The sequence below is a fragment of the Micromonospora sp. NBC_01412 genome, from assembly GCF_045040215.1.
In the GTDB taxonomy this organism is placed as follows: domain Bacteria; phylum Actinomycetota; class Actinomycetes; order Mycobacteriales; family Micromonosporaceae; genus Micromonospora; species Micromonospora rubida.
On the sequence record NZ_CP109528.1, the window covers coordinates 2,563,997 to 2,586,056 of the forward strand.

The window sequence follows — 22,060 nt, forward strand, 5'->3', positions numbered from 1 at the left end:
CGTCCGGGAGGCGGCCAATAGCACAGGCGGAGGGCGTCCGGCTGGTTGTCCACAGGGGGACGGATCAGCCGGGCGGAGCGTTGTCCACAGGGGTATCCAGGCGCGGCGGCTGCCGGGAGCCTGGGCGCATGCCCCGACACCCTGATCGCCCGTCCGCCCTCGCCTGGCAGGTCTTCCGTGCCTCCGAGGCGATCCGGCTGGGCCTCGTCACCGCACACAAGCTACGCAGTTCGGCCTGGGTCAACCTGCGCCGCGACATCTACGCCGACTCCCGCCTCGACCTTGACCACACGCTGGCCTGCCGGGCGGCGTCCCTGCAACTGCCCCCCGGCTCGGCGCTCGCCGGCCCGTCGGCGGCGCTGCTGTACGGCGTCGAGCACGCCGCCGAGTTCTCCGACGAGGTGCACGTGGCCAGCCCTCGCACGGCGGGGCTGCGCAGCCAGCGAGGGCTCCGGGTGCACCTGACCGACCTGCGCCCCTCCACCTCGCCACCGGCCGCCACCGCACTGCTCACTCCCGTCCCACTGCCCGCCCCTGACCCGCTGCCCGCACCTGCCCCACTGTCCCCCGACGTTCCGCTGTCCCCGCACGTTCCGCTGTCCGCCCACTCCTCGCTGCCGACCCGCAGCCCGGCCGCGATCGGGGCGGCACCATCACCCGCCCCGGGTGCCATCCGCACGGCACCACAGCCACGCGACGCCTCCCGCTCGACGCCACAGCCGCGCGACACCACCCGCACGGGACCGCAGCCATGCGACACCACCCGCACGCCGCCGCAGCCATGCGACACCACCCGCTCGGCGCCACCACCGCGCGACGCCGCTCGCACCGGGCCGCAGATCGGCCAAGGCGCCGTGGGTGTCGCGGGTGTTGTGGATGTTGTGGATGTTGTGGATGTGGCGGGCGTCGCGGGCACCACGGGTGTCGCCGGCGCCGCGGGGCGTCCGGAGGACCCGACCGTCGCCGGTGCGGCGCCGATCGCGGTCGCGGCGGCGGCGTGGGCGCTCCCCCGCACCGATCCTGCGACGGCGGCCTGGGAGACCGCCGTCTGGCTGGAGCCCCTCCGGGCCGTCGGGATCGTCGACAGCCTGCTCCGCATGGGCCTGACCAACCGGGACTCCTTGACCGCGATCGGGGTCCGCAACGCGGACCGGCCCGGGGGCCGGCGGGCGAGGTGGGTTTTCGGCCTGGCCGATCCCGGGGCGCAGTCACCGCCGGAGTCCGAGTTGCGGGTCCGGCTGGTGCTCGCCGGGCTGCCCCGCCCGGTCGCCCGGCACCCGGTCCGACTGGCCTCGGGGCTCGTCCTGCATCCGGGCCTGGCCTGGCCGGAGTTCCGCGTCGCGGTCGAGTACGACGGCAACTCGCAGGCCAACGCCGAGCAGTTGCACCGCGACCGCTGGCGGCTCAACCAGCTCGTCTGCGCGGGATGGATCGTGTTACACGCGCCGGGCCGCCGCCTCCGGCACGACTTCCCCGCGTTGACGCGGGAGGTCCACGCCGCCCTGGCCGCCCGGGGCTGGCGGCGTTGAGCCCCGGGACGACGAGGGGCCCGGGCGACCGTGATCGCCCGGGCCCCTCCCGGTGGAACCGATGGTCACCTGCGGGTCTTCACCGCCGCGTACGCGTCGATGATCCCGTGGCCGTAGAAGCCGTTGAACTTCGAGTCACCCGCGCAGTAGGCGTTGAACTCGGCGTCCCGGCCCTCGTTGGTGTACGTCTGCAGGCGCGGCTCCGGGCAGGCACGCTCCGCAGCGGTGCGGTAGAGCTGCCGCTCGACCTTGGCCGGGTCCATGCCCAGACCATCCCGGGTCTTCTTGCCGAACTTGCTGACGATCAGCGCGGCGACGCCACTGACGTGCGGCGACGCCATCGAGGTGCCCTGAAGGTAGGTGTAGTACCCGCAGTCGCCGTTGGCCTTGCACTGCTTGAACACCGACTCCTCGAAGCCCTCGACGATGTTGCCGTTCTCGTCGACCGACCCCTCCTCCTGGAGCACGTGCTTCGGGTACGTGGAGAGGATCATGTTGGCGTCGAGGCGGTAGGTGTCCGTGCCGAAGCCGTCGCGGAACCAGCCACCCGGCGCGGCGACCGAGATCTGCTCGGTGCCGTAGTTCGAGTAGTCGGCCTTCTTGCCGGAGGGGCCGACCGCCGACACGCCGATCACGTGTGGGCCCTCCACCGGGAGGTCCCAGCAGGTGGCGTTGTCGATCGGACGGTCGTACGGGTCGGCGCCGTAGTCCGGGCTGGAGATGTCGGTGCGTGGTGCGCCCAGGTCCTCGTGGTTGTTGCCCAGCGAGCCGACCAGGGTGACGCCCTTGCGGTGGGCGAATTCGAGCGCCCGCTTCATGGCCTCGATGGTCGCCCGCTGCTCGGTCTGCGCCTGCGGCGAGTCGGCCGGGTTCGCGGTGCAGTTGTAGAGCCACGGGTCGACGTAGAACGACATGTTCACCACGTCGAGGCCGACGTTGCCCGCGTGCACCAGGGCGTTGACGACCGGGTCGAGGAAGAAGTAGCCGGAGTCCTGGCCGCCCTTCAGCTCTACCAGGGTGACGTTCGGGGCGACGCCGGAGAGACCGAATCCGTTCGCGGCGGCGCCGATGGTGCCGGCCACGTGGGTGCCGTGGCCACCGTCGTCGGTGCCGACCGGGTCGAGGCAGCTCGCCACCTCGCACTCCCCGTCGACCTCGGGGATGTCCGGGGCGAAGTTGCGCGACAGGGACCAGCTGAAGTTCGGCGCCAGGTCGGGGTTGCTGGCGTCGACACCGGTGTCCAGGATGCCGACGGTTACCCGGCGGTCGCCCGGCTCCACCTTGCGGGCCTCGTCGGCCCGGATCATCTCCAGCCCCCAGAGCTTCTCGTCCAGCGGGTCCATCTTCTTGCCCCGCTTGGCGACGGCACCCTTGGCCTTGGTCTGGGCCTTGGCCTGGGCCTTGGCGAGGAGGTGCTCCTGCTCGACCCGGTCGAGCTTGGGCTTGCGGCCGATCGCCTTCCGCTCGGCCGCGCCGAGCAGGGCCGCGTTCGCGGTCGCCCGGCTGGCGAAGTCGGTACGGTCGCTGGTGACCTGGAACAGACCGACCTCGTCGGTGCGGGAAACCACGGTGCCGCCCGCGGCGGTAATGGCGGCGATCGCCGCGTCGGCGGAGACGCCGGCCTCCGCGACGACGGTGAACTCCCGGGTCGCGGTCGGCTCGGCGTTCGCCGTGCCCACCACGCCGGTCACCGTGAGTGCCAACGCCGTTGCGGTTGCGACGGCACCGGCAGTGAAGCGCTTGCTCACCACATCAGATCCTCTCGTTGAGGGACGTGGCAGTCATCCCATAGCACCAATGGGCGTTCCGCCAGATGGGAGTCCGTATTACACGGCAATCAGGCTTTCGTCGGCTCGCTGTCATCGCGGCGCCGGCGGGGCGCCCCGGCGTGGGAGGAGCTAGGCCTCGCTCATCTCGCGGCCGGCGCAGAGCCGGTCGACCGCGTCCGGCAGGTCGGCCAGGGTGGGGACCTCGGCGTCGGCCGGCACGCCGGGCGGGCGGGGCAGGCCGAGGCGGTTGAGCCAGACCGCCCGCAGCCCGGCCCGCTGGGCCCCGAGCACGTCGTGGCTGGGCGAGTCGCCCACGTACACGATCCGCTCCGGCGGCACCCCGGCCGCCTCGACCACTGCGGTGTAGAACTCGGGGGCGGGCTTCTTCGGCAGGCCGTTCTCGTGCGCGTACAACTCGAAGGCGAACTCGCCGGTGAGGCCGCAGCGTTCGGCGCGGCTGTTGCCGTTGGTGGCGTAGCCCAGGGTGTACCGGCCGCGCAGGGCGGCGAGCGCCGGCAGCACGTCCGGGAAGGGGCTGGTCAACGCGAAGCGCCGGGCGAAGAAGATCGCCGCGACGTCGTCCAGGTGTGCGGCGAGGCCGGCCCGGGCGAGCGACCGGGCCAGCGCGGCCCGCCGGATCTCCACGATGGGGTCGGCGCTCGTCGCACCGAACACCACGTGCCAGTCGGACTCCAGGTCCGCGAGGCTGATCCCGGCCGCCGCCGGGGTCAGCCTCCGCATCTCCTCCAGTACGGCCACCAGCCCGCCGGTGACCGCCGGGCGCAGGTCGATCAGGGTCTCGTCGGCGTCGAACACGACATGGGTCAGCATCCGGCCAGCCTTCCACCCGCCGGCGCGACCGTGGGGGCGTCAGCCCTCGGCGGCGAGCGCGGGCTCGACGGGACGGCCGCCCGGCCGGTCGTCGACGGGCGACCCGCGTAGCTCGTCGAGGCGGACCAGGGCGACTCCGGCGACGATCAGGGCACCCCCGAACAGCTGCGCGACGGTCGGCAGCTCGCCCAGCACCAGCCAGGCGATGAGCACCGCGAACATCACCTCTGTCAGCCCGACGAACGAGGAGAGCCGGGCCCCGAGGATCCGGGTCCCAGCGATCCCGGCCAGGTACGCGACCACTGCGGCGACCAGCGACAGGCCGGCGATGGGGACCAGCCAGCTGGTGCGTTGTCCCGCGAAGGTCACCTCGCCGAAGGTGGCCCGCAGCGGCAGCACCCCGGCCAGGCCCAGCAGGAGCAGGACCGCCGCGGCGACGGCCATGCCGGCGCTGGCCATCGTCACGGACGGCAGGCCGTCGTCGAGGCGGCCGGCGATCACGAAGTACCCGGCGAGCCCGACCGCCGCGCCCAGCCCCCAGAGCACGCCGACCGGGTCGAGGCTGCCGGTGCCGGTCACGTCGAGGACGCCGACGAGGCCGGCCAGCGCGGCGACCGCCCCGGCCACGGTCAGCCGGCGCGGACGCTGCCCGTGGACCAGCCACATCCAGCCGACCACGAGGATGATGCCCAGGTACTCCAGCAGCAGCGCCACGCCGACCGGGAGGTAGCGGACGGCGTTGAAGAAGCACGCCTGGGCGAGCGCGACGCCGAGGAGCCCGAAGACGCCGACCGGGGCGAGGTTGCGCCGCAGCACGCCCCAACGGCCGCGCACGGCCAGCACCCCTGGCACCGCGAGGACGGCGGCGGCGATGCCGACCCGGGCGACCACCGCGGCCTCCGCGGACCACCCGGCCTCGATCAGCGACCGGGCGAAGGTGCCCGAGGTGGCGAACGTGACGGCCGACAGCAGCACCAGGCCGAGACCGGTGCCGGCGGCGGGTCGTGGACGCATCGAATTCCTTAGTACGTCATGAGTGAAGTAGGCTTACACTGATGACGCTAGGCGGGTCACCTGACAGGAGTCAAGTTGCTTTTCGCCCATGACACTGAGTGCGGGCTGATCGCCGCCGCCGCGTTGGTCAACACCGTCGGCGACCAGGGCGAGGCGCTACCCGACGTGGCGGCCCTGGACGCGTTCTTCGCCGAGCACGGCTGGAGCGGCCGGCACGAGCACACCGAGGCGGAGCTACGGTCCGTCCGGGACCTGCGCCCCCGGCTGCGCCGGATCTGGCATGCCGACACCGACGAGATCGTCGCCATCGTCAACGGGCTGCTGCGCGAGGCCGGGGCGCTGCCGCAGTTCGTCCGGCACGACGACGAGCCGTACCACCTGCACGCCGTGCCCCTGGACGCGCCGCTGGCCACCCGGATGGCGGTCGAGGCCGCGATGGCCCTGGCCGACCTGGTACGCAGCAGCGAGCTTGGCCGGCTGCGCGTATGCGACCACCCGGACTGCGACAACGTGCTGGTCGACCTGTCGAAGAACCGTTCCCGGCGGTACTGCGACGCGGGCTGCGGAAACCGCGCCGCGGTCACCGCCTACCGGGCCCGCAGGGCCGCCGCCCGCCCCTGACCCACGTCGCGCCGCTACCCGGCCTCGACGACCGGGGCGTCCCCGTCCCCGGCGGCCTCCCGGTGGCCAGCCCTCGCCCCACGCCGACCGGCGCAGCCGGCGGGCGACCGAGAAGCGTGGTCAGGAGGAAGTGTCCGTCATCAGCCAACGGGAGACGGCGATGCGGAGCAGGACGTTGTCCCCGGCGGGCCCGGCCGGGGCGGCGACGTCCCAGTCGTACTTGCGGCGGAACCCGTCGACGGCCCACTCCGGGAAGGACGAACGCAGGATGGTGACCACGCCCTCCGCCACCACCGGGTACACGCCGTCCGGCAGCGCCAGCGACACCCGGGGATCGGCAACGATGTTACGGGTCTTCCGGTTCCGCTCCTGCGTCCAGATCCACCACTCGCCGTCCCGGTACAGGAACCAGACCGGCGTGACGTGCGGCGAACCGTCCGGCCGCACCGTGCACAGCCAGACGATCCGTTCCCGTTCGAGCCTCTCCAGGATCTCCGGATCGAGCACCGCCTGTCCGGTCACCGCGACGACGCCACAACGAAGGCCAGCCACGAGGCCGGGTCGACGGTCAGCACCGGCCCTGTCGGGTCCTTGCTCCAGCCCCGACGCATCCGCGCCCGGCGCAGCTCCGCGACCAGGAAGGCCGCCGTCGTCGTCTGTTCATCGGTCACCGACAACCGCCCTCCACACTGATGATCTCCTCCGATGCTCCGCCACCTGCGGGAGGCCCAGCGCGGAAACGGCTCCCGCGGCCGTCGGAGACCCTTCCGAAAGCAGCGGCGCCCTCATCAGACGTCTCCCCCGGCACCGCGCGGAGCAGTTGCCCGACCGGGACGTCCCGTCCGTTCCACCCGAGCACCGACTGTAGAGGGTGGACGATCAACTGGACTCGTCCCCCCGGCCCGGGCGTCCGCCGGGACCGCCCTGCCCCAGACGGGCAGTCACCACCGCCGGGGTGATGACGCAGACGACTCAGCTCCACAGGGAGGCCGATCCATGCCCCGACCCTCGCGCGACCAGCGGGTCGCACCCCGGCCTGCCCGGTCAGGGGTGGGTCATCCGGAGCAGGTCGAGGGCCTCGTCGAGCTGGTCCGCGGTGAGCTTGCCGTCGGCCACGTGCCCCCGGGCGATCACCACGTCCCGGATGGACATCTCCTTGGCCAGCGCCTCCTTGGCGATCGAGGCGGCCTCGTCGTACCCGAGGTGACGGTTCAGGGGGGTGACGATCGACGGCGAGCCCTCGGCGTACGCCAGGCAGATGTCGGCGTTCGCGACCAGGCCGGCCACGCAGCGGTCGGCGAGCAGGCGGCTCGACGCGGCGATCAGCCGGATCGACTCCAGCAGGTTGCGGGCCATCACCGGCAGCATGACGTTCAGCTCGAAGTCGCCCTGGGAGCCGGCGAAGCCGACCGTGGCGTCGTTGCCGACCACCTGGGCGCAGACCTGCCGGACGGCCTCGGCGACCACCGGGTTCACCTTCCCCGGCATGATCGAGGAGCCGGGCTGGAGGTCCGGGATGCGCAGCTCGCGCAGGCCGGCCCGGGGACCCGAGCCCATCCAGCGGATGTCGTTGGCGATCTTGTATAGGCCGATCGCGATGGTGCGGAGCTGCCCGGACGTCTCCACCAGCGCGTCCCGGGCGCCCTGCGCCTCGAAGTGGTTGCGGGCCTCGGTCAGCGGCAGGCCGGTGGACTCGCGCAGCTTGGCGATCACCGCCGCGGCGAAGCCGAGCGGGGTGTTGATCCCGGTGCCAACGGCGGTGCCACCGAGCGGCAGCTCGGCCAGCCGGGGCAGCGCACCCTCCAGCCGTTCGACGCCGTAGCGGACCTGGGCGGCGTACCCGCCGAACTCCTGGCCCAGGGTGACCGGCGTGGCGTCCATCAGGTGGGTGCGGCCGGCCTTGACCACGGTCTCGAACTCGGCCGACTTGGCCTCCAGCGCCTCGGCGAGGTGGGTCAGCGCCGGCACCAGATCCTCCACGACGAACTGGGTGGCGGCCAGGTGGATCGAGGACGGGAAGACGTCGTTGCTGGACTGGGACGCGTTCACGTCGTCGTTCGGGTGCACGTCCCGGCCCAGCTCGCGGCCGGCCAGGGTGGCGATGACCTCGTTGGTGTTCATGTTCGACGAGGTGCCCGAGCCGGTCTGGAACACGTCGATCGGGAACTGGTCGTCGTACCCGCCGTCGGCCACGTGCGCGGCGGCAGCGGCGATCGCGGCGGCCACGTCGGCGTCGATCACGCCCAGCTCGCCGTTCACCTCGGCAGCCGCGCCCTTGATCTGCGCCAGGGCCTTGATCTGGGCCGGCTCGATTCCCCGCCCGGAGATCGGGAAGTTCTGCACCGCGCGCTGGGTCTGCGCCCGCCACAGCGCCTCGGCGGGCACCTCCACCTCGCCCATCGAGTCGCGTTCGATCCGGTAACCCGCTGCCTCTGGAGTCGTCACGCCCACCATCCTGCCCCGGCCGCCGCCGGGCCGCAGATGATCGCCCGGCCCAGCCCGTAGCGGACGTCAGCGGCGGCCGACGGTGAGCACCGGCTTGGTGACCTCGGCGAAGAAGTCGTTGCCCTTGTCGTCGACGACGACGAAGGCCGGGAAGTTCTCCACCTCGATCTTCCAGACCGCTTCCATGCCCAGCTCGGCGTATTCGAGCACCTCGACGTGGCGGATGCAGTCCTGGGCGAGCCGGGCCGCCGGGCCGCCGATCGAACCGAGGTAGAAGCCGCCGTGCTGCTGGCAGGAGCGGGTCACCTGGGCGGACCGGTTGCCCTTGGCCAGCATCACCATCGAGCCCCCGGCGGCCTGGAACTTCTCCACGTACGCGTCCATCCGGCCGGCGGTGGTCGGGCCGAACGAGCCGGAGGCGTACCCCTCGGGGGTCTTGGCCGGGCCCGCGTAGTAGACGGCGTGGTCGCGCAGGTACTGCGGCATCGCCTCGCCCGCGTCCAGCCGCTCGGCGATCTTCGCGTGTGCGATGTCCCGGGCGACGACCAGCGGGCCGGTCAGCGACAGCCGGGTCTTCACCGGGTACTTGGACAGCTCGGCGCGGATGTCGTCCATCGGCCGGTTCAGGTCGACCTGGACCACCTCGGACGCGTCGAGCGTCTCGTCGGTGACGTCGGGCAGGTACCGCGCCGGGTCGGTCTCCAGGCGCTCCAGCCACACGCCCGACGGGGTGATCTTGGCGACCGCCTGCCGGTCCGCCGAGCAGGACACGGCGATCGCCACCGGGCAGGACGCGCCGTGCCGGGGCAGCCGGACCACCCGCACGTCGTGGCAGAAGTACCGGCCGCCGAACTGCGCGCCGATGCCGAAGTTGCGGGTCAGCTCCAGCACCTCGGCCTCCAGTTCCAGGTCCCGGAAGCCGTGCGCGGTCATCGAGCCGGAGGTGGGCAGCGCGTCGAGGTACTTCGCCGAGGCGTACTTGGCGGTCTTGAGGGCGTACTCGGCGCTGGTGCCGCCGATGACGACGGCCAGGTGGTACGGCGGGCAGGCCGAGGTGCCGATCAGCCGCAGCTTCTCCTCCAGGAACTGCATCATCCGCGTCGGATTCAACAGCGCCTTGGTCTCCTGGTAGAGGTACGACTTGTTGGCCGAGCCGCCGCCCTTGGCCATGAACAGGAACTTGTACGCGTCCGGATGGCCGTCCGGGTCCTCGGCGTAGATCTCCACCTGCGCGGGCAGGTTGCTGCCGGTGTTCCGCTCGTCCCACATGGTCAGCGGGGCGAGCTGCGAGTAGCGCAGGTTCAGCTTCGTGTACGCCTGGTACACGCCCCGGGAGATCGCCTCGGCGTCGCCGCCGTCGGTCAGCACGTGCCGGCCGCGCTTGCCCATCACGATGGCCGTGCCGGTGTCCTGGCACATCGGCAGCACACCGCCGGCGGCGATGTTCGCGTTACGCAGCAGGTCCAGCGCCACGAACCGGTCGTTCGGTGAGGCCGCCGGGTCGTCGATGATCGACCGGAGCTGGGCCAGGTGCGCGGGGCGGAGGTAGTGGGCGATGTCGTGCATCGCCTCGGCGGTCAGCGCGGTCAGCGCGGCCGGCTCCACGGTCAGGAACCGACGCCCGCCCGGACCGTGGACGACGTCGACGCCCTCGTCGGTGACCAGTCGGTACTCGGTCTGGTCGGGCCCGGTCGGCAGCAAGGGAGCGTAGGAGAACGCGGCACTGCTCATGAGCGGAAAGCCTAGGGCAGACCGGTCGATCGATGACACCCGACGGGTCGGTCCTGGGACGCCGCTCTCACCCGTCGCGCTCAGCCGTCCTTGTCGTCCCGTTCGGGGCAGAGTTCCCGCTTCGGCCCGCAATCGCCACTGTCGCCGGGGCCCCCGCCGGGGTCACCCGGGCCGGGGACGCCACCGTCGCCGGATGGCCGGGCGGGCGCCGCCCCGCCCGCACCGAAGCGGACGTACCCGATCTCCCGGCCCTCGCCGATGACCATGCCGGCCGGGCCGACGGCCAGGGCGTTCGCCGAGGTCCGCAGCACCACCAGCTCCTTTCCGGTACGCGGGTCCAGCGCGATCAGCCGGTTCGGCTTCTCCTCGGCGAGCACCGCCGCGTACGGGGTGAGCGTCCCACCACTCCTGCCGCCGGCCGCCCGGGTCCACCGGGTCCGGTCCCCGCCCAACTCCCGGGCGACGATCGACCGCTTGTCGGCGGTGCGGACCAGCGCGTACCGGTCGTCGACCGCGATCAGCTTCTCCCCCTCGCCGTTGACCTGGAGCAGCCGGCCGTCGTACCCGTCGATGACGGCCTCCCGGCCGTTCGGGGCGACGCCGATCAGCACGTTCCGCGCGCCCTGCGGGTCCTCCCGCTGGGCGCAGCCGGCGCTGTCGGCGGTGCGCAGGTTGATCCCGGTGCGCCGCCACACCTCCCGGCCGGTGGTCGGGTCGTGGGCGGTGAGGGTGAACGCGCACGCCCCGTCCTGCGAGACCGCCCGGATCCGCAGCATCCGGCCGCCGACCACCGCGAGCCGCTCGTCCCGGCCTGGCTCGACGTCCTGGAGCACCCGCCCGGTGGCGGTGTCCACGACGTGCACCCGGCCGTCGACCGGGAAGCCGAGCAGCGGGGGCACCGCCTCCGGGCCGGCCACCCCGTCGTCGACCCGGGTGGTGGTCAGCCGGCGGGTGCCGAGCAGGCCCGGGTTGTCGGCGAAGAGGCCGGTGCTGACGCCGGGCAGGAACGCCGTCCACAGGGGCGCGGTGCCGCGCGGGTCCCAGGCGCTCAGCGTGCAGTCGGTCGCCTCGGCGCACCGGGCGTCGAGCAGCAGGTTCCGGTACGTCCACACGGCCACCGCGTCGTCGTCGCGGCGGCGGGTCGCCCCGGTGATCGGGTCGAGCAGCTCGTACCCCTTGACCAGGAGCTTGCCCACGGCGACGACCGGGTCGCGGTCGCCGCCGGCCACCGCGGACCAGTCGGCCTTGCGCTCCCAGAGCTGGACGCCGGTGGCGAGGCTGCGCGCCTCGACCCGGGTACGCTGCTCGACGACGACGGCACCGCCGGCGATCGTGACGCTCTTCGGGGTCCCGCCGATCCGCTGCTGCCAGACCACGTCGGGCTCGGAGATCGGCTCGCTGCGGTCGACCCAGTCCCACACCCCCGGCCACGGGTTCCACACCCCGGCGGCGGCGAGGACGACCACCGTGACGAGGGCGAGCAGCAGCCAGCCACGCAACCTGAGGCCGCCCACCTTCGCCACACCGGACACGGTAGCGACGATCACCGCCGGGCCGAATACCCGCGCGCCCGTGTCGCGGTGCTTTCTGCGTGGCCGACGTGTTAATAGGGGGCCCGTGCTCCACCGGAGGCGTTAGGAGGGCGGCCTTCCCTCCCGGGCCGCGGAGCGGACGAGGGGAAGCACCCGGTACGGGATCTGCTGGGCGAGCGCGATGATCGTCGACGCCCGGCGGATGCCCTCGTACGAGACGATCTGGTCGATCACCCGCTGGAGGTCGGCGTTGGACCGGGCGACGATCCGGCAGAGCAGGTCGCTGGAGCCGGTGATGGTGTGCGCCTCCAGCACCTCGGGGATCGCCGCGAGGTGCGCGGTGACCGCGTCGTGCCCGAGCCGCTGGCTGATCTCCAGGGTGACGAAGCTGGTCACCCCGAAGCCGATCGCGGCCGGGGAGACGTCCGGCCCGAAGCCGCCGATCACGCCCCGGTCGACGAGCTTGTCGAGCCGGGCCTGGGCGGTGCCCCGGGCCACCCCGAGCCGCCGGGAGCACTCCAGCACCCCGATCCGGGGCTCCTCGGCGAGCAGCCCGATGAGTCGCGCGTCCAGCTCGTCGAGCTGGACATCCTGTACGGCGGTCACGGGTGAAGACCATACCGAATGCGCAACCTGACCAGGGATTAGGCCAACTGTTGCCCAACCACCCGCAATCCGGCGATCCTCGCCACACAACCCACCGACGGCGGCCCACCAGGCCGGCCGGTACGCAAGGGAGGTCACCATGACCCAGGCGATCGACCGACCCCAGTCGACCGAGGACTTCGACGTCGACGTGCTGGTCGGCGCAGTCGACCACGACATCAGCCGCGACCCGTTCCCGGTCCGGGGGCTCGACCACGTGCACTTCCTGGTCGGCAACGCCAAGCAGGCCGCGCACTACTACTCGACCGCGTTCGGCATGACCTGCGTGGCGTACCGGGGGCCGGAGCAGGGCTACCGGGACCACGCCGAGTACGTGCTGACCAGCGGCTCGGCCCGGTTCGTGCTGACCGGCGCGGTGCGCCCGGACGCGGCCGGCGCGGACCACGTGACGAAGCACAGCGACGGCGTCAGCGACATCGCGCTGGAGGTGCCGGACGTCGACGCCGCGTACGCGCACGCCACCGCGCAGGGCGCGACCGGCCTGATCGAGCCGCACGACGTCTCCGACGAACACGGCACCGTGCGGATGGCGGCCATCGCCGCGTACGGCGACACCCGGCACACCCTGGTCGACCGGTCCCGGTACACCGGCCCGTTCCTGCCCGGCTTCGTGGCCCGGGCCCCGATCGTGGACCGGCAGCCGATGATCGACGCCGGCCTCCAGCCGAAGCGCTTCTTCCAGGCCGTCGACCACGTGGTCGGCAACGTGGAGCTGGGCCGGATGGACGAGTGGGTGGAGTTCTACAAGCGGGTGATGGGCTTCTCCAACATGGCGGAGTTCATCGGCGACGACATCGCCACCGACTACTCGGCCCTGATGAGCAAGGTCGTGGCGAACGGCACCCGGAAGGTGAAGTTCCCGCTCAACGAGCCGGCCGTGGCCCGCAAGAAGTCGCAGATCGACGAGTACCTGGAGTTCTACCAGGGGCCCGGTGCCCAGCACATCGCCGTGGCCACCAACGACATCCTGGCCAGCGTCGACGCGATGCGCACGGCCGGCGTCGAGTTCCTGGACACCCCGGACTCGTACTACGAGGACCCGGAGCTGCGCGCCCGGATCGGCAACGTCCGGGTGCCGATCGAGGAGCTGAAGGCCCGCAAGATCCTGGTCGACCGGGACGAGGACGGCTACCTGCTCCAGATCTTCACCAAGCCGGTGCAGGACCGCCCGACGGTCTTCTTCGAGCTGATCGAGCGGCACGGCTCGCTGGGCTTCGGCAAGGGCAACTTCAAGGCCCTGTTCGAGGCCATCGAGCGGGAGCAGGAGAAGCGGGGAAACCTGTAGGCCACCTGCGACACTGTCCAGCGTGACCCAGCCTCCGCCGTACCCGACGCCGCCGGCCGGTGGGCAGCCGCCCGCCGCCGGTGGCGTCGCGCCGCCCCCCGCCCCGGCCCCGCTGAGGTACGCCGTACCGGCGCAGCCCGGCCCCACCGGCTACGCCCCGCCGGGCGCCTTCGCCGGCCCGCCGCCGTCGCCCGGCTGGACCGGCCCGCCCGGGTACGCTCCGCCGCCCGGCTGGGCCCCGCCGCCGCGTCCCGGGTTCGCGCCGGTGCCGGTCGCCCCCAACGGGCAGCCGCTGGCCAGCTTCGGCGACCGCCTGCTGGCCTACCTGATCGACAGCGCCGTCGCCGGGCTGGTCGCCATGGTGCTGTTCCTGCCGGTTTTTCTGTTCATCTGGTTCAAGATGTTCGGCGAGCTCACCCGGACCAACCCGGACGGCACGCTCGTCGAGCCCGACCCGAGCGCCCTCTGGACCGACTTCATGCTGCCGCTGTTCCTGGCCGAGCTGGGGCTGTTCGTCCTGATGCTCGGGCTCTACTGGCTCTATCACGTCGAGTACCTGCGCAGGACCGGGCAGACGCTGGGCAAGAAGGTGATGAAGATCCGGGTCGTCCCGCTCGACCCGAACGGGACGCTGGACCGTGGCACGGCCGGCCGGCGGTACCTGGTGCAGTTCGTCGGAAGCATGTTCGTGCCCGGGCTCAGCTACGTCGACGGGCTCTGGCAGCTGTGGGACAAGCCCTGGCAGCAGTGCCTCCACGACAAGTTCGCCCGGACGGTCGTCGTTAAGGTTGCTCCGTGAGCGTGCAACCAGGCTGGTACGTCGACCCCGCAGACCGCGAGACCAGGCGGTACTGGGACGGTGAGGGCTGGATCGGTGCGCCGATCCCGGTCGACGCCACCCCACCGGAGGGCCCACCCCCGGTCGAGCCCCCGCCCCCGGTCAGCCCCGCCGCGCCGCCCGGCCAGCAGGCAACGGCCCCGGGGCAGCAGCCCGGGTCGCCCGGTGCCCCGGGGCCGTCCGGTCCCGGCCCGTTCCCCGGCTGGCCGGGACCCGGCCCGCAGCAGGGACCGGGCGGCGGCCCGCGGCAGGGCCCGGGACACGGGCAGGGCCCACCACCCGGGTACGGGCACCCGCAGGGGCCGCCGCCCGGTTGGCCGTACCCGAACTGGCCCGGACACCCGCCCGCGCCCCGCCCGCACGGGCTGCCGCTGGCCTCCTTCGGCGCCCGGCTGATGGCCCGGCTGATCGACTTCGGCGTCGTGTTCCTGCTCAACGTGGTCGTCAACGGCTGGTTCGTCTACCGGTACGTCAAGGACGTCACCCCGTACTTCCGGGAGGCGCTGCGCCGGGCCATGGCCGGCGACTCGTCCACCGAGGGGCTGCCCCCGCTCGGCGAGCACACCGGCGGGCTCCAGGTCGCCATCCTGCTGATCGCCACCGCGCTCTGGTTCGCCTACGAGGTGCCGGCGATGGCCGGCAACAGACAGACCCTCGGCAAGCGGGTGATGGGCGTACGGGCCGTGCCGGTCGAGGCCGACCAGCCGCTCGGCTTCGGCCGGGCGCTGCGCCGGTGGAGCACGCTGGGCCCGCCCACCCTGCTCTGGTACTGCTGCGGCCTCGGCCTGCTGTTCCAGCTCGTCGACGCGCTGTCGCCGCTGTTCGACCATCCGCTGCGCCAGGCGCTGCACGACAAGCGCGCACGGACCGTGGTGGTCCAGGTCCCCCGCGTCCCCCGTGCCGGCAGCGGCACCGCCGCCCCGAAAGATCCCGCCAACCCTCCGGGAGACACCCCATGACCGACACCGGACGCCACCAGCCGCCGCTGCGGCTGACCCGCGCCGACCTCGACGCGCTGCCGAACTACGTGCCCGGCCGGAGCCCCGCCGACCTTGCCCGCGAGCTGGGCCTGGCCGAGGCGATCAAGCTGGCCAGCAACGAGGTGCCGTACGGCCCGCTGCCCGGCGTGGTGGAGGCGGTCGCCGAGGCGGTCGCCGGCTCGCACCGGTACCCGGACATGGGCGTGGTGGCGCTCCGTGCGGCGCTCGCCGAGCGGTACGGGGTGGACGCCGACCGGATCGCCACCGGCTGCGGATCGGTGGCGCTGGCCGAGCACCTGGTCCGGGCCACCTGCCTGCCCGGCGACGAGTTGCTGTACTCGTGGCGCTCGTTCGAGGCGTACCCGATCATCGCGGCGACCAGCGGTGCGACCAGCGTGCGGGTGCCCAACGACGCCGGGCACGGGCACGACCTGACGGCGATGGCCGCGGCGGTGACCGACCGGACCCGGATGGTGCTGGTCTGCAACCCGAACAACCCGACCGGCACGGCGGCGCGCGGGCCGGAGCTGGACCGGTTCCTCGACTCGGTCGGCGACGACGTGCTGGTGGTCATCGACGAGGCGTACCGGGAGTTCGTCACCGACCCCGAGGTGCCGGACGGCCTGACCTACCTGGACCGGCCGAACGTGGTGGTGCTGCGCACCCTGTCGAAGGCGTGGGGGCTGGCGGGCCTGCGGATCGGCTTCCTCGTCGCCGCCCCCGAGGTGGCCGCCGCCGTGCGCAAGGTGGTCACCCCGTTCTCCACGAGCATGGCCGCCCAGGCCGGTGCGCTCGCCGCGCTGGCCCAGGCCGACGAGGTGCAGCGACGCTGCGCGCTGGTCGTCGCCGAGCGGGACCGGGTCACCGAGGCGCTGCGCAAGTTCGTCCCGGACGTGCCGTCGAGCCAGGCGAACTTCGTCTGGCTGCCGCTGGGCGACCGGGCGGTGGAATTCGGCCGGGCCTGCGAGGCGCGTGGGGTGATCGTCCGGCCGTTCCCGGGCGACGGCGTCCGGGTCACCATCGGCACCCCGGCGGAGAACGACGCCTTCCTCGCGGTGGCCGAGTCCGCCCTGTCGTGACGGCCGGGGCCCGGTCCGCGCCTCGCGTCGACCGGCCCCTGCCCGTCGGGGAACCAGTCGACCGCTCAGGTGGCGGCGAGCACCACCGGCTCGGACGTCAGGAAGTAGCGCTGGTCGTCGGCGTCCGGGTCGACCGGCTCGCGGAGCCGCTCCATCGCCACGTAGCCGCCCCCCGCGTACGCCAGCCCGGGCACCCAGCCGATGCCGTCCCGGCCCACGTCCAACGGGAATCGGGAGCGCTCCGCGCCCGTGCTCGGGTCCAGGGTGACCAGGTCGTTCGCCTCGGTGAGCAGGTGCACCCGGCCGGGCTGGGCGGCGATGATCCGGGCCGGCCCCAGGTCGGCCCGGCGCCACATCTCCTCGCCGGTCCGGACGGCCCGCCCGGTCACCGCCCCGTCGGCCGCCGCGACGACCCGCTCACCGTCCAGCTCCGACCCCGTCGGGTCCAGGGCCGGGGCGGCCACGGGCGAACCGGCACCGACCAGCCAGCCCCGCCCCGCCCCGTCGGCCGGGCCGGTGGTCCGCAGGCCCCGGCACCGGGAGCGGTGGCTCACGCAGCCGACCGGAGTGACGGCCAGCTCGGCGGTCGCCCCGGGGGGCGCCCAACGGGTGGTCTGCGCCCCGGTGGCCACGTCGCGGAACTCGACGGTGGTCGGCCCGGCGCAGCGGTCCACGGCGACGAACTGCCCGGCCGCCGTGGTGGCCACGTCGGCGCGGCACCCGCCGTCCACGTCCGCCGACCAGAGCTGCCGGCCGTCGGCGAGCGCGATGCCGCGCACCCCGTCCGCCCCGGAGACCACCAGCACCGGCCGGCCGTCTGCGGCCCGGGCGAGGAAGAGCCCCGGCGGGTCCCAGACCGCCCCGGCCCCGGCGCGGCGGGCGGTCCAGCCCTCGGTGGGCGCGGGGCCGTCGGCCTCCCAGGCCACCCGACCGGTACGCGCGTCCAGCGCCACCAGCTTCCCGTCCGACCACCGGCTGACCACGGTGGTCCCCTCCGCCACCACCCCGCTGACCTCGGCCGGCCAGCGCCGGTACGACCAGTACGGGGTGACCCGGTACCGGCTGTCGGCCGGCTGGTCGGCGTACACCTGACGGGTGGTGGCGTAGACGCGGAGCCGGCCGTCCACGATCAGCGGGGCCACCGGAAGCCGGCCCACCACCCCGACCGCCGGGGTCACCGCCGCCGGGTAGCTGGCCCGGGCGGGCGTGTCGACCTCGGCGGGCGCGAGCACCCGATACACGACCACCGCGACCGCCCCGGCGCCGACCAGCGCCGCGACCGCCATCGCGACCCGCCGCCGCCCCCTCGCGAACCCCATGCCGCACCTCCGCCCGGCACCCTACCCAGGAGGGCCGCCGCCGACCCGGTCAGGCCGCCTCCGCGGCGGCCGCCGGATCGACGGCGCGGGCGAGGTCGGCGAGGTCCCGGCGGAAGGCGCCCTCGACTGCCCGGGCGGCCAGGCCACCGAGGAGCAGGGCCAGGACGCGACCGTACGGGACGGTGGACACCGCCTCCTGGCGCACGGTGACGGCGGTGCAGGCCCGCCGACGGCGCCGCACGGTATGCAGCGTCCAGGTGGTCCGGTAGGTCACGCCGATGCCGGACGAGGTCAGCACCAGCCGGCGGGGCGGCGCGGCCTCCAGCACGACGAACTCCTCAGCCTGCCCGCCGCCGTCCGGCCGGGTGCGGATCTCCCGCCAGGCCGTGCCCGGGGCGAGCTGGCCCGGGGTGAGCAGCTCGACCCGGCCGACCGTGCAGAGCCAGTCCGCGCGGGCCGGCAGGTCGACCAGGAGCCGCCACAGGTCGACGGCGGGTGCCTGGATGAACTGGGTGACCGTGACCGTCGACATGACACCTCCCGTGTCCTCCACGGTACGGGGGGTGAGCGTGCGGCGGGGGCCCAGCGGCGGGAATTCCGCCGCTGGTGGCCATCCCGGGGCGAGGCGGGACCGAGCCCCTCCCCGGGGATGGTGATCAGTCCCGGAACCGCCCGACCCGGATGGCGTCGACGAAGGCGGTCCAGCCCGGCGGGCTCACTGCCAGCGCCGGCCCGGCCGGGTTCTTCGAGTCGCGTACCGCGACCACGCCGACGGTGTCGACCAGATTGTCCGCCACCTCCACGCACAATCCCTGGTCGTTGGAGCGGCTGCTGGTGCGCCAGACGGCGCCCGCGAGATCGGTCATGCTCGTTACCTCCTGTCCGCTGGGACGTCCACGACGGCCGGCGCCGCTGCACTGCGCCGCCGGCTGGGGGCCGCCGCGACGGACGACCCCGACGCCTAACGCGGATGCGCCGAACCCCGATCGCACAGCGGGTGCGATCGGGGTTCGGTAGTGCGTCGAAGCGGCGTTCCGGTGGCGCGTCGGGGCGGATCGTCTCCCGGTCAGCGGGCCGGGCGGATGGTCCCGGTGACCTCGCCGAGGGCGACGGTGGTGCCGTCCGGGCCGGGCGCGGTGGCGGTGAGGGTGACGGTGTCGCCGTCCTCCAGGAAGGTCCGGGTCTCGCCACCGACCTTGACCGGCTCGGCACCGCCCCAGGTCAGCTCCAAGAACGAGCCGACCTGCCCCCGCTCGGGACCGGACACGGTGCCGGAGGCGTACAGGTCGCCGGTGCGCAGGGACGCGCCGTTGACGGTGAGGTGGGCGAGCTGCTGGGCGGGGGTCCAGTACATCGTGGCGAAGGGTGGCTCGCTGACCCGCTCGCCGTTCCACTCCACCGCCAGCCGCAGGTCCAGCCCGACATGCGGCACGTCGCGCAGGTACTCCGCCACCGGCGGGTCCTGGTCCGGCGCGGGCACGAACGCGTCGGCCAGCGCGTCCAGCGGGGTCACCCAGGCCGACACGGAGGTGGCGAAGGACTTGCCGAGGAACGGGCCGAGCGGCTGGTACTCCCAGGCCTGGATGTCCCGGGCGGACCAGTCGTTGACCAGCACCACCCCGAAGACGTGGTCGGCGAAGTCGGCCGCCGCGACCCGGTCACCGAGCGCGGTCGGCACGCCGACGACGAAGCCGACCTCGGCCTCGATGTCGAGGCGCACGGACGGGCCGCAGACCGGGCCCTGCGGGGTGGCCCGCTGCCCGGCGGGGCGGACGATCGGCGTGCCGGAGACCACCACCGTGCCGGCCCGGCCGTGGTAGCCGACCGGCAGGTGCTTCCAGTTCGGCAGCAGGGGCGGCTGGCCGGGGCGGAAGATCTGCCCGACGTTCCCGGCATGGTGCTCGGAGGAGTAGAAGTCGACGTAGTCGGCCACCTCGAACGGCAGCAGCAGCTCGGCTTCGGCGAGCGGGACGAGCAGCGGCTCCACCGCCACCCGGTGGGCCTCGTCGGTGAGCAGCTCGGTCACCCGCTGCCGCACCGCCGTCCACTGCGGACGACCCAGCGCCAGGAACGCGTTGAGGCTGGGCCGGCCCAACGCGCCGGCGGCCAGTACCAGCCCGGCTGCCTCGGCGCCGGCCAGGTCGAGCACGTAGTCCCCGATGCGAACGCCGACCCGGGGGTCGTCCCCGCCCCACCGGAACACCCCGTACGGCAGGTTGCGCACCCCGTACGCCGAGCCTTCGGCCCCCGTCACCCAGGTCATGCTTCGTACCCCCCGTTCACCAGCCCCAGCCGGATCAGATCGGTCAGTGGTTCCTCGATGCTGCACGAGCCGAAGCCCACCCACAGCGGCCGGTCGCCGTCCCGCCCGGTGCGGGCCCGCTCGACCAGCGGCACCGGGTCGGTCGCGGCGAGCAGGACGGCCACCTCGGCCACCTCCGCCCCGTCGGCGGCGGCGAGGGTCGCGGCGAGCACATTGCCGAAGCCGTGGTGGGTGAAGCCGGTCTCCGGGTCCCGGTGCCGCACGGCGTGGTGCAGCCCGGCGGTCAGCTTGAACGGCAGCTCCCGGTCCCGGCAGGCGCAGATGACGGCGGCCAGCTCGACCGGGGTCGGGAACAGCTCGGCGGCCAGCCCGCCGGTGCGGAACTTGGCCGCGACCGGCACTCCGTCGGCGCGGGCGGCGGCGACCGTGTCCAGCGCCCCCATCAGCCCGAACGCCAGCGGGATCTCGGCGTAGGCGTCGACGCCGTCCCGCCGCCCGATCAGCTCCAGCAGCGCGGCCAGGCCCGGCTGCGGGTCCTCGCCCCGCCTGGCGACCGCCACCTCGACCTGGCGGGCGGTGACGCCGGCCGGTGCCAGGAACGACAGCGCGGCGGGCAGCCCTTCGACGCCGGTGTCGCCGATCAGCCCGACGACGAGGCCCCCGGCGGGGTCGACCAGCGGGGTCAGCTCGCCGGCGGTGACGGCCGAGGCGGGGACGAGCAGCGGGCCGACCATGCCGGCGTACCAGGAGTCGCGGTGCCCGCGGTGGGCGGAGACCGCGTCGGGCAGCGTCGCGCTGCCGGGCGGGAAGACGGCGGCGTCGTCGACGAGTCCGGCGAAGAGGCGGGGCACCTGCGTTGACACGACACAAGAACTTACGGGACGCTACAAGGAACGGACAACAGCGTCCGATTATCGGACGCCAACGGCCGGTGAACGGGACGAATCGGGAGGCGACATGCCGTACTACCGCAGCGTCGGCGAGGTGCCCCGGAAGCGGCACACCCAGTTCCGGCAGCCCGACGGCACCCTCTACGCGGAGGAACTGGTGGGCCAGGAGGGCTTCTCCTCCGACTCGTCCCTGCTCTACCACCGGTACGCCCCGACCGCGATCCTCGCCGCCGAGGAGTACGCCCCGCCGGCCGTAACCCGCGCGCCGAACCTGCCGCTCAAGCCCCGCCACCTGCGCACCCACAAACTCGACGGCTCCGGGGCCGACCCGGTGCTCGGCCGGCGGTACCTGCTCGCCAACGACGACGTCCGGATCGCGTACGTGCTCGCCGACCGGCCGTCCCCGCTCTACCGCAACGCCACCGGCGACGAGTGCCTGTACGTCGAGGCCGGCACACTGCGGGTGGAGTCGCCGTTCGGCGTGCTGGACGCGGTGGCCGGTGACTACGTCGTCATCCCCACCTCGACCATCCACCGCCTCGTGCCGACCGGCGACCAGCCCGTCCGGCTGCTGGCCGTCGAGGCCGCCGGGCACATCGGCCCGCCCAAACGCTACCTGTCGGTGCGGGGCCAGTTCCTGGAGCACTCGCCGTACTGCGAGCGGGACGTCCGGGGGCCGGACGCGCCGTTGCAGGTCGACGGGACCGACGTCGAAGTGCTGGTCCGGCACCGCGCCGGGTGGACCCGGTACGTCTACGCCAACCACCCGTTCGACGTGGTCGGCTGGGACGGGCACCTCTACCCGTGGGCGTTCTCCATCCACGACTTCGAGCCGATCACCGGCCGGATCCACCAGCCGCCGCCCGTGCACCAGACGTTCCAGGGCCCGAACTTCGTGATCTGCTCCTTCGTGCCGCGCAAGGTGGACTACCACCCCGACGCCATCCCGGTCCCGTACAACCACCACAACGTCGACTCCGACGAGATGCTCTTCTACACCGGCGGCAACTACGAGGCCCGGCGCGGATCCGGCGTCGAGCAGGGCTCGATCTCGCTGCACCCGTCCGGCTTCACCCACGGCCCCCAGCCGGGTGCCGCCGAGCGGTCGATCGGCGCCGACTTCTTCGACGAGCTGGCCGTCATGGTCGACACGTTCCGCCCCCTCGACCTGTGCGACGCCGCGACCGAGTGCGAGGACCCGGGCTACGCCTGGACCTGGGCGCGTCGCGGCTAGGACCCGCTGCGGCGAGGTTCTGCCGGGCCAGGGA

At 73.5% G+C, this 22,060-nt stretch carries 21 protein-coding genes; 7 read left to right on the top strand and 14 right to left on the bottom strand.

All coding sequences use genetic code 11. The features are described from left to right. Nucleotides 1-128 precede the first annotated feature (128 nt). Nucleotides 129-1,529 (top strand): hypothetical protein, encoded by a 1,401-nt coding sequence (locus OG617_RS11680; protein WP_405101197.1) that lies wholly within the window; start codon nucleotides 129-131, stop codon nucleotides 1,527-1,529. A gap of 65 nt (nucleotides 1,530-1,594) precedes the next feature. Here the strand turns inward: OG617_RS11680 and OG617_RS11685 are convergent, their stop codons facing one another. From OG617_RS11685 to OG617_RS11695, 3 genes are all read right to left on the bottom strand, one after another. Further along, entirely contained in the window at nucleotides 1,595-3,277 is a 1,683-nt protein-coding gene (locus tag OG617_RS11685; RefSeq protein ID WP_405101199.1) for a S8 family serine peptidase, read from the bottom strand. 150 nt (nucleotides 3,278-3,427) lie between these two features. Beyond that, complete coding sequence (locus tag OG617_RS11690; RefSeq protein ID WP_405101201.1) at nucleotides 3,428-4,129, bottom strand: HAD family hydrolase; 702 nt, start codon at nucleotides 4,127-4,129, stop codon at nucleotides 3,428-3,430. A gap of 39 nt (nucleotides 4,130-4,168) precedes the next feature. Further along, nucleotides 4,169-5,143: an EamA family transporter gene (locus tag OG617_RS11695; RefSeq protein ID WP_405101203.1), complete on the bottom strand. Its 975-nt coding sequence runs from the start codon at nucleotides 5,141-5,143 to the stop codon at nucleotides 4,169-4,171. A gap of 75 nt (nucleotides 5,144-5,218) precedes the next feature. On the opposite strand from OG617_RS11695, the gene OG617_RS11700 reads away from it, so the two are divergent. Then, on the top strand, nucleotides 5,219-5,764 hold the full coding sequence (locus OG617_RS11700; protein ID WP_405101205.1) for a CGNR zinc finger domain-containing protein: 546 nt from the start codon (nucleotides 5,219-5,221) through the stop codon (nucleotides 5,762-5,764). A gap of 120 nt (nucleotides 5,765-5,884) precedes the next feature. Here the strand turns inward: OG617_RS11700 and OG617_RS11705 are convergent, their stop codons facing one another. From OG617_RS11705 to OG617_RS11730, 6 genes are all read right to left on the bottom strand, one after another. Next, nucleotides 5,885-6,286, bottom strand: coding sequence for a pyridoxamine 5'-phosphate oxidase family protein (locus OG617_RS11705; RefSeq protein WP_405101207.1), 402 nt, complete (start codon nucleotides 6,284-6,286; stop codon nucleotides 5,885-5,887). Next, nucleotides 6,283-6,435 carry a DUF397 domain-containing protein gene (locus OG617_RS11710; protein WP_405101209.1) on the bottom strand — a complete coding sequence of 51 codons (153 nt, stop codon included), beginning with the start codon at nucleotides 6,433-6,435 and terminating at the stop codon, nucleotides 6,283-6,285. The genes OG617_RS11705 and OG617_RS11710 overlap by 4 nt, the downstream gene beginning before the upstream one ends. Before the next feature lie 373 nt (nucleotides 6,436-6,808). Beyond that, nucleotides 6,809-8,218, bottom strand: coding sequence for a class II fumarate hydratase (locus tag OG617_RS11715; RefSeq protein WP_405101211.1), 1,410 nt, complete (start codon nucleotides 8,216-8,218; stop codon nucleotides 6,809-6,811). A 57-nt stretch (nucleotides 8,219-8,275) separates the two neighbouring features. After that, nucleotides 8,276-9,940 carry a fumarate hydratase gene (locus OG617_RS11720; protein ID WP_405101214.1) on the bottom strand — a complete coding sequence of 555 codons (1,665 nt, stop codon included), beginning with the start codon at nucleotides 9,938-9,940 and terminating at the stop codon, nucleotides 8,276-8,278. An 80-nt stretch (nucleotides 9,941-10,020) separates the two neighbouring features. After that, the gene (locus tag OG617_RS11725; RefSeq protein ID WP_405101216.1) at nucleotides 10,021-11,463 is read right to left on the bottom strand and encodes a PQQ-binding-like beta-propeller repeat protein; all 1,443 of its coding nucleotides are present in this window, start codon (nucleotides 11,461-11,463) and stop codon (nucleotides 10,021-10,023) included. A gap of 111 nt (nucleotides 11,464-11,574) precedes the next feature. Further along, entirely contained in the window at nucleotides 11,575-12,078 is a 504-nt protein-coding gene (locus OG617_RS11730) for an Lrp/AsnC family transcriptional regulator (protein ID WP_396685150.1), read from the bottom strand. A gap of 139 nt (nucleotides 12,079-12,217) precedes the next feature. Here OG617_RS11730 and hppD point away from each other — a divergent pair, with 139 nt between their 5' ends. Genes hppD through hisC form a run of 4 tightly spaced genes read left to right on the top strand, consistent with a single transcriptional unit; the run spans nucleotide 12,218 to nucleotide 16,320 of the window. Then, complete coding sequence (gene hppD, locus OG617_RS11735; RefSeq protein WP_405101219.1) at nucleotides 12,218-13,423, top strand: 4-hydroxyphenylpyruvate dioxygenase; 1,206 nt, start codon at nucleotides 12,218-12,220, stop codon at nucleotides 13,421-13,423. 22 nt (nucleotides 13,424-13,445) lie between these two features. After that, nucleotides 13,446-14,222, top strand: a complete 777-nt coding sequence (locus OG617_RS11740) for an RDD family protein (RefSeq protein WP_405101221.1) — start codon at nucleotides 13,446-13,448, stop codon at nucleotides 14,220-14,222. After that, the gene (locus tag OG617_RS11745) at nucleotides 14,219-15,220 is read left to right on the top strand and encodes an RDD family protein (RefSeq protein ID WP_405101223.1); all 1,002 of its coding nucleotides are present in this window, start codon (nucleotides 14,219-14,221) and stop codon (nucleotides 15,218-15,220) included. Before OG617_RS11740 ends, OG617_RS11745 begins: the two co-directional genes overlap by 4 nt. Further along, nucleotides 15,217-16,320 (top strand): histidinol-phosphate transaminase, encoded by a 1,104-nt coding sequence (gene hisC, locus OG617_RS11750; protein WP_405101225.1) that lies wholly within the window; start codon nucleotides 15,217-15,219, stop codon nucleotides 16,318-16,320. Before OG617_RS11745 ends, hisC begins: the two co-directional genes overlap by 4 nt. A gap of 65 nt (nucleotides 16,321-16,385) precedes the next feature. Here the strand turns inward: hisC and OG617_RS11755 are convergent, their stop codons facing one another. From OG617_RS11755 to OG617_RS11775, 5 genes are all read right to left on the bottom strand, one after another. Beyond that, the gene (locus OG617_RS11755; protein WP_405101227.1) at nucleotides 16,386-17,639 is read right to left on the bottom strand and encodes a pyrrolo-quinoline quinone; all 1,254 of its coding nucleotides are present in this window, start codon (nucleotides 17,637-17,639) and stop codon (nucleotides 16,386-16,388) included. 49 nt (nucleotides 17,640-17,688) lie between these two features. Further along, nucleotides 17,689-18,171, bottom strand: a complete 483-nt coding sequence (locus OG617_RS11760) for an SRPBCC domain-containing protein (RefSeq protein WP_405101229.1) — start codon at nucleotides 18,169-18,171, stop codon at nucleotides 17,689-17,691. Between the two features lie 124 nt (nucleotides 18,172-18,295). Further along, a complete protein-coding gene (locus OG617_RS11765) occupies nucleotides 18,296-18,505 on the bottom strand; it encodes a DUF397 domain-containing protein (protein WP_405101231.1) in 210 nt (69 codons plus the stop codon). A gap of 200 nt (nucleotides 18,506-18,705) precedes the next feature. Next, entirely contained in the window at nucleotides 18,706-19,902 is a 1,197-nt protein-coding gene (fahA, locus tag OG617_RS11770; RefSeq protein ID WP_405101233.1) for a fumarylacetoacetase, read from the bottom strand. Next, a complete protein-coding gene (locus OG617_RS11775; RefSeq protein ID WP_405101235.1) occupies nucleotides 19,899-20,765 on the bottom strand; it encodes a hypothetical protein in 867 nt (288 codons plus the stop codon). The genes fahA and OG617_RS11775 overlap by 4 nt, the downstream gene beginning before the upstream one ends. Before the next feature lie 94 nt (nucleotides 20,766-20,859). Here OG617_RS11775 and OG617_RS11780 point away from each other — a divergent pair, with 94 nt between their 5' ends. Next, nucleotides 20,860-22,026 carry a homogentisate 1,2-dioxygenase gene (locus OG617_RS11780; RefSeq protein WP_405101237.1) on the top strand — a complete coding sequence of 389 codons (1,167 nt, stop codon included), beginning with the start codon at nucleotides 20,860-20,862 and terminating at the stop codon, nucleotides 22,024-22,026. Nucleotides 22,027-22,060 lie beyond the last annotated feature (34 nt).